Raw genomic sequence first — 10,665 nt, 5'->3', positions numbered from 1 at the left:
CGGCGGCTTGCCAAGGACTACGAAGCTAACCCTCGGGTGAGCGAGGCCTGGGTGTATCTGGGCATGCTACGCTTGTTGGTGAAGCGGCTGGCTAGGGCCGCGTAGCTGGCCGTGGAGGACTTTTACGACAGCCTCTAAGATGGTGAGGATGCTCTTACTGCCTTCCCTTGGCCCCTTCCACATCCTGCATCCACGCTACAACGCCACCACGGTCCTGGCCCTTTTGGAGGAGGCCCGTCCCGAGGTCCTCTACCTGGCCTCCCACTCGGAGGAGGGCCTGAGGGAGGGGCTTTGGCGGGAGGAGGATCCCCTCCTCTTCCATCTCCTCCCCTGGGCCGAGGCGCGGGGGGTGGAGGTGGTGGCCCTGGACCGGGAGGCCCACCTGAAGGGGGAGGCCGAGGCCTTCCGCCAGGCCCTGGCCCAGCACCCTAGGGGGGAGCCCCACCTGGAGCGGATGCAGGCCTTTGACCAGGCCCTGCTGGACCTGCTCAGGACCCCCCTAAGCCCCGAGGTCCTGGGCTCGGAGGGGTTTTTGGCCCGGCTTAAGGGGGTCTACCAGGGCTTCGCCCAGGCCTTTGGCGAGGGCCCGGCCACGGGCTTCCGCGCCCGGCGCATGGCCCAGGTGGCCTCCCTCCTGGAAGGCCGGGAGGGAGCCGTGGTGGCCGACCTCCTGGACTACCCCTTCCTGGCCGAGCGTTTCCCCCAGGCTCTGCCCAAGGCCCACACCCCCACGGAGGCCGAGCGGGCGCGGGCCCTCATGGACCGGGCCTGGCAACTTCAGGAGGGGGACGATTGGGCGGGTTTACTGGAGGGGCTTTTCGCCATCGGCAGCCCCGAGGCCCTCTACCTGGCCGCCCAGGTCTACCTGGCCGCGGGGGAGTGGCGGGAGGCCTTGGCCCTCATGGAGGAGGTCTTCCGCATGGACTTTCAGCATCCTGGATACCTGCCGGGGTATGTCCTGGCTCGCTTCGGCCAGCTCCTGGACCTGGCGGGGGAGAGGGCGCGGGCCCTTAGGGCCTACCGGGGGGTTCTGGCCCTCTCCTGGGCCCCGGAGGAGGCCCGGGCCATCGCCCTGGCCGGGCTGAGGACGCCCTTCCGCCTGTAGGGGGCATTTGTCCTGGGGAACCCCCCCTAGGATGGGGGTATGGAGGTGGAGGTCCGCCGTGCCCGCCACGCCCTCTACCTGCACCTGGCCGCGGTGCACGCGGGGCCCCTGGGGCCGGCCCTTCTGGGCCACCCGGAGCTTGCCCCCCTTTACCCCCAGGCCTACGCCGCCTGCGGGGGGGCGGAGGGCCTGCCCTGCGCCGGGGTGGGTGGGGAGCCCCGGGTGTGCGTGGTAGGGCGGCTTGCCCACCTGGCCCGCAGCGCCCTGCGCGGGGGGAAGCGCCGCCGGGAGCAGGAGCGGGCCATGGTGGAGGGCCTGCTCCTCTGCATGGCCCATCTGGAGCGGGAGTTTCCCCCGGACTTCCGCCCGGTCCTCGAGGCCACCCGGAACCTTTTGGAGAAGGACCTAAAGTACCTCCGGGGTGAGCTTGCCCCGGAAGATTTCCTCAAGGAAGCCTAGATCAGGTGGTACATCCGGCCCAGCATGAGCATGAGGGCCACGGTGGCCGCCGAGAGGATGATCAGGATCAGCATGAAGAAGACGAAGCGCAGGTCAAAGGTCTCCCCCTCGGTGGTGAGCACCCGCGGGTTCAGGATGAGGTAGAAGAGCAGGGTGACCAGGGCCGCTCCCAAGGCGAACAGGGCAATGTAGACCATATTCTCCCCTCCTCACCCGAGGCGCAGGATGGCCTCCAGGCTTGACCTCAAGTCTACAAGCCCCACCCCGTAGGTGGGAATCCCCCGCCGCCGCCCCACCTCCCCCAGGTAGGGGCCTTCCCCCTGGGGGAGGTCCAGGGGCAGGGGTGGGCTCTCCCAGGGAGCGTAGGCCCGCACCTCCCGGTAGGTGAGGCCTGTGGGGGCCTCCACCTCCAGGGCCAGGGGCTCTCCCTCCGCCTCCAGGGGCCGCCAGCCTCCCTCGGTCTCCTTGCCCCCGGGGAAGGCCCGGCCCAGCCCTGCCCCGGGAAAGGCCAGGAGGAGCCTTTGTGGGCGCACCTGGTCCAGGAGGTGCTCCAGGGGGGCCCGGGTGGGGCCGGAAAGGGGGATTCCCTCCGCCGTGGCGGAGAGGGGGGAGGGGTCCAGGGCCAGGAGGATGCGCCCCCGGAAGGAGAGGCCGTTGAGGGCCTTGAGCACGGGAAGGGCCTCCTCGTAGGGGGCGTGGAGGAGGGTGGTGCCCCCACCCCTAGCCCCTTCCAGGTAGCAAAGCAGGGTGCCAAAGGGGTCCATGCCCGCCCGGAGGTGCTCCGAGAGGACCTCGAGGTCCAGGGAAAGCCTCTCTAGGAGGGAAGCGGCCATGCTCTCATGGTATCCTAAGCCCTGTGCGCCACCTGGTCCTCTCGGACATCCACGGGAACTGGCCCGCCCTGGAGGCCGTTCTCCAGACCGCGCCCCCCTTTGACCAGGTCCTCTTCCTGGGGGATGCCGTGGGCTACTACCCCGATGGGGACCGGGTGCTGGACTGGCTCCTTGAGGTGGGGGCGGAGTGCGTCCTGGGCAACCACGACGCCTGGCTTTTGGCCCTAGACCGCCTTCCCCTGGAGGGGCCGGTCATGGAGATCCTGGCCTGGCAGCGGGAGCGGCTTTCGGAGGAGCACCTGGAGTTTCTCGCCTCCTGGTCCTGGCAGAAGGAGGTGGAGGGGGCGCTTTTGGTCCACGGTAGCCCCTGCGACCCCTTTGAGTACCTGGACGAGCTGGAGCCTGCCCGGCAGGCCTTCGCCTGCACCGAGGCCCGCTTGGTCTTCCACGGGCACACCCACCTGGCGGGGGCCTTCCTGGAGCTCGCGGGTCCTAGGCCCTGGGTGCGCTACCAGCGCTTCACCCAGGGAGGGGAGCTCCGGCTGCCCCCCACGGTGCGGGCCCTGGTCAACCCCGGCTCCGTGGGCCAGCCCCGTGACCGCACCCCGGGGGCGGCCTTTGCCCTTTGGGAGGGGGACCGGGTGGAGTTCTTCCGGGTGGACTACCCCCTGGAGCGGGTGGGCCAGCGCATCGCGGAGGAGGGGTTTCCCCCATGGCTCTACACCCGTCTCACCCTGGGGGAATAATCGGCCACGGGGCCATCCTGGGGCTCCTGCCCCGGATAGGGGCTGCCACCCTCCTCTTCTCCGGCCCCGAGGGGGTGGGCCGGCGCACGGTGGCCCGCTGGTACGCCCTGGGGCTCAACCGGGGGTTTCCCCCGCCTCCTTTGGAGGAGCACCCCGACCTCCTGGAGATCAGCCCCAAGGAGCGGGGCCTCCGGGGCCGGGCAGAGGTGCGCCTAGAGGAGGTGGAGCCCCTCTTTGACTGGTTCGCCAGCCACCCGCGGGAGCGGGTGAAGGTGGCCATCCTGGACGCCGCCCACCTCCTCACCGAGGCTGCGGCCAACGCCCTTTTGAAGCTCCTGGAGGAGCCTCCTTCCTACGGGCGCATCGTCCTCATCGCCCCCAGCCGCGATACCCTCCTCCCCACCCTGGCCAGCCGGGCCCTGGAGGTGCCCTTCGGCCCGGTGTCCGAGGAGGCGCTAAAGTCCCTGACCCAGGACCCCGAGCTCCTGGCCTACGCCGCCGGGGCCCCGGGCCGTCTCCTTCGGGCCCTGGCCGATCCCGAGGCCTTTCGGTCCCGCATGGAGAAGGCGCGGGCCGCCTTAGGAGCCCCGCCCCTTAAACGTCTGGCCCTCCTCAAGGAGCTTCTGGGTGAGGAAGAGGGGTTTTTCGCCCTGCACGCCCTTTTGCCCTCGCGTCCTCGGGCCCTTTTGGCCCTCGAGGCCGCCCGGGAGGCCCTGGAGGGGTATGTGAGCCCCGACCTGGTCCTGGCCCGGCTCGCCTTAGACTTAGAAACATGACCGTGGGCGTCCGCTTCCGCACCCCCGTCCTCCGCTACTTCCGCTTCCAGGGGGAGCCCCCGCCCCTGGACGCCTACGTGGTGGTGCGCACCAGCCGCGGCCTGGAGGTGGGCAAGGTGCGCACCCCCCCCAAGAAGGCCCCGGAGGCCGGGGAGGTGGTGCGCCTGGCCAGCAAGGAGGACCTGGACCGGGCGGCCAGGCTCCGGGTGCGGGCGGAGGAGGCCCTCTTCTACCTCCGGGCCCGTCTGCGGGAGGAGGGGGTGGAGGCCAAGGTCTTAGGGTGCGACTTCACCCTGGATGGCCGCCACCTCTCCGTCCACTACGCCGCCCAGGAGCGAGTGAACCTCCGCCGCTTCACCCACGAGCTGGCCGAGCGCTTCCAGGCCCGGGTGGAGTTTTTGGCCGAGGGCCCCCGGGAGGAGGCCCAGTACCTGGGGACCCTGGGGGCCTGCGGCATGGAGTCCTGTTGCTCCACCTGGCTCCAGGGGTTCGCCCAGGTCTCCATCAAGCTGGCCCGGGACCAGCAACTCCCCCTGAACCCCGAGAAGATCTCCGGTCCCTGCGGCCGGCTCCTCTGCTGCCTGGTCTACGAGCACCCCGTCTACCAGGAGCTTCTGGCCGAGCTGCCCCGCAAAAACGCCCGGGCCTGTACCCGCGAGGGGGTCTGCGGCAAAGTGCACAAGCTCAACCCCCTCAAGGGGACGGTGGAGCTCCTCCTGGAGGACGGCAAGACCCTGGAGGTGGGCAAGGAGGAGCTGGCCTGAGGCGGGTGTCCCATGACCCAGGCCGAGGCCTTCGCCGGGAGGGTGCGGCGCCTGGTGCGGAACCGCCAGGGCACCGAGGCCCAGGTCTGGCTGGAGGCAGGCTTCTTGTACCTGCGGGCGGACGGCCACGCCCGCTTCGCCCGGGGGGAGGGGGCGGACCTCCTCCAGGGCTTCGCCCTCCTGCGGGACGGGGTGGAGCTGGCCTTTGTTGATGGGAGCCGTCTTTGGCTCCGCCACCGCCTGGGGCGCCTGGAGAAGCGGTGGGGCTACTTCTCGTAGGGCCTGCCCACCGCCGCCGGCGGGCGGCTACGGCCGATGAAGCCTGCCAGCACCAGCACGGTGACCACGTAGGGGAAGGCCTGCACCAGCACCGCAGGCAGGATCTCCGTGCCCTGGAGCTGGATGGCCAGGGCGCTGGCGAAGCCGAAGAGCAGGGTGGAGCCCAGGATGCCCAGGGGGTGCCACTTGCCGAAGATCATGGCCGCCAGGGCGATGAAGCCCAGGCCGGCCGACATCCCCCGGACGAACTGGTTCAGGAAGCCGATGGCCAGGTAGGCCCCCGCCATCCCCGCCAGGACCCCGGAGAGGAGCACCCCGATGTAGCGCATCCGGTGGACGTTCACCCCCAGGGTGTCCGCGGCCTCGGGGTGCTCCCCCACCGCCCGGAGGCGGAGGCCAAAAGGGGTTTTGAAGAGGACCCACCAGGAGAGGGGCACCAGGAGGAAGGCCAGGTAGACCAGGGGGGAGAGGGCGAAGCCCTCGGGCCCCCAGAGGGGCAGGCGGTTCACCACCTCCTTGGAGTTGGTGGCGTTGCCGTAGAAGTAGGTGAGGACCAGGCTGGGGGCCCCCAGGGCCAGGAGGTTGATGGCCGTGGCGCTGATGATCTGGTCCGCCCGGTAGCGGATGGAGACCACGGCGTGCACCAGGGCCACCAGCCCCCCCACGGCCATGGCGGAAAGCACCCCCACCCAGGGGAGCCAGGGGTGGGGCCCAGGACCCAGGGCGTTTTCCACCCGCTCCACCACCACCGCCGCCGTCAGGGCTCCGAAGAGGATGATGCCCTCGAGGGCGATGTTCACCACCCCGCTCCGCTCGGAGAACATCCCCCCTAAGGCGGTGAAGAGCAGGGGGGTGGTTTGGCGCAGGGTGGAAAGGAAGAGGGCCGTCCAGAAGGCCGTGTCCAGGTTCATCGGCGCACCTCCTTGGCCTCCTCGGCCCCCCGCCGGGCGGCCTCGGCCTTGAGTTCCACCTCCGCCGCCCGCAGGGGATCGGTGAAGTAGCGGGGCAAAAAGCCCCCCGCGGCGATGAAGAGCACCACCAGGGCCTGGAGCACCGCCACCAGCTCCCGGCTGATGCCCAGCTGCAGGTTCACCTGCAGCCCCCCCGTGAGGAGGATGCCAAAAAGCCAGGCGGCCAGGCCCACCCCCACCGGGGTGTTCTGCCCCATGAGGGCCACGGCGATGCCGTCAAAGCCCACCGAGTAGGGAAGGGCCTGCTTCAGGCGGTACTCGTCAATCCCGCCCCCCAGCACGTAGTGGGTGGCGGCCAGTCCCGCCAGGGCCCCCGCCAGGAACATGATGAGGACCACCTTCCTGCCCGCCAGCACCCCCCCGTACTCCGCCGCCTTGGGGGCCAGGCCCATGGCCCTGAGCTCATACCCCCCTACGGTGCGGAACACGTAGAAGTGGAAGAAGAGGAGGGCCAGGAGGGCCAGGAGGAAGGCCCCGTTGAGGCGCACCGAGGTGAGGTCCGGGCCAAAGCTCACCTGGGGTCCCGGGAGAAGCCCGCCCACCACGTACCCTATCCCGGCCCCCAGGAGGCCGAAGAGCACCCGGTGGCCCAGGCTCCTTCGGGCCAGGAGGTACCCCGCCACCCCCAGGAGGAGGGCCAGGGGCAGGGCGAAGGAGAGCTCCCCCCCCGGGGCCACCAGGTCGGTCCAGTGGGGGATGCGGGCCTCGGGGCGGATCTCGTGGCTGCGGGCCTCGTAGCCCGGGTACTTGAAGGGCAGGTAGAGGGTGGAGCCGAAGAACTTGTACTCGTTGGCGGAGATGAGGAAGAGGAAGAGGCTGGCGGCGATGTAGTTCAGCATGATGGTGTTGATGACCTCGTGGGCCCCGAAGCGGGCTTTGAGCCAGCCCGGCAAAGCCCCCCATAGCCCCCCGGCCAGGGCGGCGGCCAGGATGGCCAGGGGCAGGACCAGCCACCTGGGCCCCGGCAGGTAGACCCCCACCAGCATGGCGGCGATGGCCCCCAGGATGAGCTGTCCCGGAGCCCCGATGTTGAAGAGCCCTCCGCGGAAGCCCAGGGCCACCGCCAAACCCGTGAAGATGAGGGGGGTGGCCAGGAGGAGGCTTTGCAGGAAGCCCGAGGGGTTCACCAGGGGGCTGAAGAGGAGCTGGTAGGTGTAGGTGATGAGGTCCAGCTTGAGGAGGAGGGCATGGCGCAGGTCCTGGGGCAGGGCGGGGCTTTCCCGCAGGATGGCCACGATCACCCCCCCGATCAGGGTGGCCAGGAGCAGGGAGAAGAGGGGCACCACCACCCCCCGCCGCCGCACCAGGAAGGCCAGCCCCCCGGGGGAGAAGACCCGGGCCAGGAGGAGGAGGTAGAGGCTATAGCCCAGGGTAGCGTAGCTCCCCAGGCCCAGGCTGTAGCGCCTCAGGAGGGGGCGCTCCAGGGGGGCGTTCACCTGGGCCACGCTCTGCTGGAAGAGGACGTAGCCCAAGAGGAAGAGGCCAAGCCCCAGGAGGCCCAGGGCGTAGAGGGCCTTGGTGGGGGCCTTAGTCCAGGGGGCCAACAGGGTGAGGAGGAGCCAGGCCAAGGAGAGGTAGAAGACGGCAAAGAGCCAGCCGTCCCGGTAGCCCTGGGGCAGGGTACCCTCGGGCAGGTGGTGGCCAAAGGGGTTGAGGAGGACGCCCTCCCCCCCGAAGAGGCGGTGGGGTACGGCCCAGGGCGCCAGGTACCAGAGGAGGAGGGCTATCCCGCCCCCCGCCAGGACCAGGACCCCCAGGCGCCTACGGTCCGTCAACACGCCCAAGATTGTACCCTACCCCCGTTGGTCCCAAGGGCCCCCAGGGTGCTAGACTCCCCTCGTGGCGCTTTCGCCGGAGGAAAAGGCCAAGCAGGTGCAGCGGATGTTCTCGGAGATCGCCCCGCGGTACGACCTCCTCAACCGGCTCTTGTCCTTCGGGGCCGACCTGCGCTGGCGCAAGCGGGCGGTGGCCCTGGCCCTGGAAAGGAGGCCCAGGCGCATCCTGGACCTGGCCACGGGCACGGGGGACCTGGCCCTCATGCTGAAGCGGCGGGCCCCAGAGGCCGAGGTGGTGGGGGTGGACTTCGCCCGGCCCATGCTGGAGATTGCCCGGAAGAAGGCCGAGGCCCTGGGCCTCAGGGTGGCCTTCCAGGAAGGGGACGCCCTGGCCCTGCCCTTTCCCCATGCCCACTTTGACGCCATCACCATCGCCTTTGGTTTCCGCAACTTCGCCGACTACCCCAAAGCCCTGGCCGAGCTCCGCCGGGTCCTGGCCCCCGGGGGGCGGCTGGTGATCCTGGAGTTTCCCCCGCCCCCCAGGGGGGTCTTCGGCCTGGTCTACCGCCTCTACTTCGGGCGGGTCCTCCCCCTGGTGGGGGGGCTGGTCTCGGGGAGCTTCGGGGCCTACCGCTACCTGCCGGAGAGCGTGGAGGCCTTCCCCAGCCCGGAGGCCCTCAAGGCCCTGATGGAGGCGGCGGGGTTTAGGGTGCGCTACGAGCTCCTCACCTTTGGGGTGGCGGCCATCCACGTGGGGGACGGGTAGGGCGCTAGAGGCCCGCCCTCTGCCTCAGGTCCTCCTCGGAGGGGATTTGTCCCTCCCGTAAGCGCTCCACCAGGAAGCGGCTCATGCGGCCTAGGGCGTCCCGCACCTGGCGCCAGGCCTCGAGGCCCTGCCCCGTGGGGTCGGGGAAGGGGACGTGGCGCCTTTGGGTGGGGGCGGGGTAGGTGGGGCAGGCCGCCTCGGCCTCGGCGCACAGGGTGAGGACCAGGTCAAAGCCCCAGGGGTCGGGCACTTCCCAAAGCGTCTTGGAGACGTGGTGGGAGAGGTCCAGGCCCACCTCGGCCATCACCTGCCGCGCCTCCTCCTTGACGAAGGTCTTCTCCGTGCCGGCGGAGTGGACCTCCAGGGCCACCCCCAGGGCCTGGGCGTGGTGGCGGAGCCAGGCCTCGGCCATCTGGCTGCGGGCCGAGTTGTGGGTGCAGAGGACCAGAAGCCGCATCCTCCCTAAGCCTAAGGGCCCAGGGTCAGAGGGCCGTCAGGCAAGCCGCCTTTCCAGCTCGGCCACCTTGTCCGCCAGCACCCCCAGGCCCTTGCGCCAGAAGGCGGGGCTTTCCAGGTCAAACCCGAAGCGCAGGGCCAGCTCCCTGGCGGTGTACATCCCCGAGGCCGCCAGGAGCTCCTCGTAGCGCTGGGCGAAGTGGGGGTCCTCCTTGGCCTCGCCGTAGACCGCCAGGCCGAAGAGGAGGCCGAAGGTGTAGGGGTAGTTGTAGAAGTCCGCGCCGTAGTAGTGGCCCTTCACCGCCCACATGTAGGGGTGGCGGGTGGCCAGGGCCTCGCCGTAGGCCTCCTCCTGGGCCTTCAGCATGAGCTCCTTGAACTCCCGGGGGGAGAGCTCCCGTGCCTTCCGCCCCTGGAAGACCCAGGACTCGAAGAGGAAGCGGCTGTGGATGTCCACCACCACCTGGGCCGCCCCCTGGAGGTAGGCGTCCAGGATGAGGAGGCCCTCCTCGGGGGAGGCCTCCTTCAGGGCGGCCTCCACCACCAGGGTCTCGTTCATGATGCTGGCGGTCTCCGCCAGGGTCATGGGCACCTCGCGCAGGGCGGCGGGCACCCGGGCCAGGGCGAAGTTGTGGTAGGCGTGCCCCAGCTCGTGGGCCAGGGTGGAGAGGGACTCAAAGCTCTCCTCGTAGTTGGCCAGGATGAGGCTTTTTCCCCCGCCCCGGGGCATGCAGTAGGCCCCGCCCACCTTGCCCTTGCGGGGGAGGAGGTCCATCCAGCGCTCGGCGAAGGCGGCCTCGGCCACGGAGGCGGCGTTTTCCGAGAAGGCGGCCAGCTTTTCCCGGATGAAGCGCCGGGCCTCCTCCAGGGTCCACGGCCGGCCCTGGCCGATGGGGGCGAAGAGGTCCCACCAGTCCAGGCGTTCCTTGCCCAGGGCCTTGGCCTTGAGGGCAAAGTAGCGGCGGAAGAGGGGCAGGCTCTCCCGCACCGCCTCCTGCATGGCCCCAAGGGCCCTCCGGGTGATGCGGTTGCGGTGGAGGGTGGGCTCTAGGTCATCCCGGTAGCCCCGGCGGCGGTTCAGCACGCCGGCCTCCCCCTTGACCCCGTTCAGGGCGTAGGCCAGGGGCACCTCGTGCCGCTCCCAGGCCCGGAGCTCGGCCTCATAGGCCTTCTTGCGCACCGCCTCTTCGGGGCGGAAGTAGAGGTTGCGCACCTGGGTGATGGGCAACTCCTCCCCGTCCACCACCGCGGTGATCTGGCTGGTGAGGTTCTCGTGGAGCTTGGCCCAGGCCTGCCGGCCCGAGAGGCTGAGCTCCGCCGCCAGCACCTCCTCGCCCTCGGGCATCATGTGGAGGGCTTCCTCCTTGGCCTCCTCCACCAGGATGCGGTAGGGGCCGGCCTCCGCGGGGTCCTGGAGCGCCAGGTAGCGGGTGAGGCGGGGCCTTAGGCGCTGGAAGTCCAGGAAGAGCATCTCCAGCTCGGAGAACTTGGCCAAGGCGGCCTCGTCGGAGGTGTCGGCGCTGAAGCGGGCGTAGAGGTAGGCCCAGAGGGGGGTGCTCTCCTCCAGGATGGCGTCCAGGGCGGTGAGGACCTCGCCCAAAGAGGCCTCCCGCTCCAGAAGGTCCTTAAGCTGACCGATGCGGCCCTTCAGCCCCTCCCAGGCCCTTTGGAACTCGGGGGTTTCCAGGCCGGGGAAGAGGGGGGTAAGGTCCCAGGTGGTTTCCACGCCCCCACT

General features: G+C 70.2%; 13 protein-coding genes. 7 read left to right on the top strand and 6 right to left on the bottom strand.

Annotated features, from left to right (window positions below):
• Positions 1-139 precede the first annotated feature (139 nt).
• Positions 140-1,105: a tetratricopeptide repeat protein gene (locus B128_RS0107025; RefSeq protein WP_026175098.1), complete on the top strand. Its 966-nt coding sequence runs from the start codon at positions 140-142 to the stop codon at positions 1,103-1,105.
• Between the two features lie 39 nt (positions 1,106-1,144).
• A complete protein-coding gene (locus B128_RS0107020; protein ID WP_018111576.1) occupies positions 1,145-1,564 on the top strand; it encodes a hypothetical protein in 420 nt (139 codons plus the stop codon).
• Here the strand turns inward: B128_RS0107020 and B128_RS0107015 are convergent.
• Both B128_RS0107015 and B128_RS0107010 read right to left on the bottom strand, forming a co-directional pair.
• Complete coding sequence (locus B128_RS0107015; RefSeq protein ID WP_018111575.1) at positions 1,561-1,761, bottom strand: hypothetical protein; 201 nt, start codon at positions 1,759-1,761, stop codon at positions 1,561-1,563. The two genes, B128_RS0107020 and B128_RS0107015, sit on opposite strands and share 4 nt — an antisense overlap.
• A 12-nt stretch (positions 1,762-1,773) precedes the next feature.
• The gene (locus B128_RS0107010; RefSeq protein ID WP_018111574.1) at positions 1,774-2,397 is read right to left on the bottom strand and encodes a hypothetical protein; all 624 of its coding nucleotides are present in this window, start codon (positions 2,395-2,397) and stop codon (positions 1,774-1,776) included.
• A 23-nt stretch (positions 2,398-2,420) separates the two neighbouring features.
• Here B128_RS0107010 and B128_RS0107005 point away from each other — a divergent pair, with 23 nt between their 5' ends.
• From B128_RS0107005 to B128_RS0106990, 4 genes are read left to right on the top strand one after another with little or no spacing between them, the layout of a single operon-like run.
• Positions 2,421-3,143 (top strand): metallophosphoesterase family protein, encoded by a 723-nt coding sequence (locus B128_RS0107005; protein WP_018111573.1) that lies wholly within the window; start codon positions 2,421-2,423, stop codon positions 3,141-3,143.
• Positions 3,110-3,919: a DNA polymerase III subunit delta' gene (locus B128_RS0107000; RefSeq protein ID WP_018111572.1), complete on the top strand. Its 810-nt coding sequence runs from the start codon at positions 3,110-3,112 to the stop codon at positions 3,917-3,919. Before B128_RS0107005 ends, B128_RS0107000 begins: the two co-directional genes overlap by 34 nt.
• Positions 3,916-4,683, top strand: a complete 768-nt coding sequence (locus B128_RS0106995) for a PSP1 domain-containing protein (protein WP_018111571.1) — start codon at positions 3,916-3,918, stop codon at positions 4,681-4,683. Before B128_RS0107000 ends, B128_RS0106995 begins: the two co-directional genes overlap by 4 nt.
• A gap of 12 nt (positions 4,684-4,695) precedes the next feature.
• On the top strand, positions 4,696-4,962 hold the full coding sequence (locus B128_RS0106990; protein ID WP_018111570.1) for a hypothetical protein: 267 nt from the start codon (positions 4,696-4,698) through the stop codon (positions 4,960-4,962).
• On the opposite strand, the gene B128_RS0106985 is transcribed toward B128_RS0106990, so the two are convergent.
• Together B128_RS0106985 and B128_RS0106980 are read right to left on the bottom strand one after the other, a co-directional pair.
• Positions 4,950-5,873, bottom strand: a complete 924-nt coding sequence (locus tag B128_RS0106985) for an ABC transporter permease (protein WP_018111569.1) — start codon at positions 5,871-5,873, stop codon at positions 4,950-4,952. The two genes, B128_RS0106990 and B128_RS0106985, sit on opposite strands and share 13 nt — an antisense overlap.
• On the bottom strand, positions 5,870-7,711 hold the full coding sequence (locus B128_RS0106980; RefSeq protein WP_018111568.1) for an ABC transporter permease: 1,842 nt from the start codon (positions 7,709-7,711) through the stop codon (positions 5,870-5,872). The genes B128_RS0106985 and B128_RS0106980 overlap by 4 nt, the downstream gene beginning before the upstream one ends.
• A 61-nt stretch (positions 7,712-7,772) precedes the next feature.
• Here B128_RS0106980 and ubiE point away from each other — a divergent pair, with 61 nt between their 5' ends.
• Entirely contained in the window at positions 7,773-8,474 is a 702-nt protein-coding gene (gene ubiE, locus B128_RS0106975) for a bifunctional demethylmenaquinone methyltransferase/2-methoxy-6-polyprenyl-1,4-benzoquinol methylase UbiE (RefSeq protein WP_040683586.1), read from the top strand.
• Positions 8,475-8,478: 4 nt separating this feature from the next.
• On the opposite strand, the gene B128_RS0106970 is transcribed toward ubiE, so the two are convergent.
• Together B128_RS0106970 and B128_RS0106965 are read right to left on the bottom strand one after the other, a co-directional pair.
• Complete coding sequence (locus tag B128_RS0106970; RefSeq protein ID WP_018111566.1) at positions 8,479-8,931, bottom strand: arsenate reductase ArsC; 453 nt, start codon at positions 8,929-8,931, stop codon at positions 8,479-8,481.
• Positions 8,932-8,967: 36 nt separating this feature from the next.
• On the bottom strand, positions 8,968-10,656 hold the full coding sequence (locus B128_RS0106965; RefSeq protein WP_018111565.1) for a M3 family oligoendopeptidase: 1,689 nt from the start codon (positions 10,654-10,656) through the stop codon (positions 8,968-8,970).
• Positions 10,657-10,665 lie beyond the last annotated feature (9 nt).

The organism is Thermus igniterrae ATCC 700962, assembly GCF_000376265.1.
GTDB lineage: Bacteria > Deinococcota > Deinococci > Deinococcales > Thermaceae > Thermus > Thermus igniterrae.
The sequence above is the reverse complement of the archived record's forward strand: the minus strand, read 5'-3'. Positions and strand labels throughout refer to the sequence as shown.

Excerpts from the sequence above, each read along its gene's own strand:
- B128_RS0107025 (WP_026175098.1), top strand. The coding sequence starts at position 140 with ATGGTGAGGATGCTCTTACTGCCTTCCCTTGGCCCCTTCCACATCCTG.
- B128_RS0107020 (WP_018111576.1), top strand. The coding sequence starts at position 1,145 with ATGGAGGTGGAGGTCCGCCGTGCCCGCCACGCCCTCTACCTGCACCTG.
- B128_RS0107015 (WP_018111575.1), bottom strand. The coding sequence starts at position 1,761 with ATGGTCTACATTGCCCTGTTCGCCTTGGGAGCGGCCCTGGTCACCCTG.
- B128_RS0107010 (WP_018111574.1), bottom strand. The coding sequence starts at position 2,397 with ATGGCCGCTTCCCTCCTAGAGAGGCTTTCCCTGGACCTCGAGGTCCTC.
- B128_RS0107000 (WP_018111572.1), top strand. The coding sequence starts at position 3,110 with ATGGCTCTACACCCGTCTCACCCTGGGGGAATAATCGGCCACGGGGCC.
- B128_RS0106995 (WP_018111571.1), top strand. The coding sequence starts at position 3,916 with ATGACCGTGGGCGTCCGCTTCCGCACCCCCGTCCTCCGCTACTTCCGC.
- B128_RS0106990 (WP_018111570.1), top strand. The coding sequence starts at position 4,696 with ATGACCCAGGCCGAGGCCTTCGCCGGGAGGGTGCGGCGCCTGGTGCGG.
- B128_RS0106985 (WP_018111569.1), bottom strand. The coding sequence starts at position 5,873 with ATGAACCTGGACACGGCCTTCTGGACGGCCCTCTTCCTTTCCACCCTG.
- B128_RS0106970 (WP_018111566.1), bottom strand. The coding sequence starts at position 8,931 with ATGCGGCTTCTGGTCCTCTGCACCCACAACTCGGCCCGCAGCCAGATG.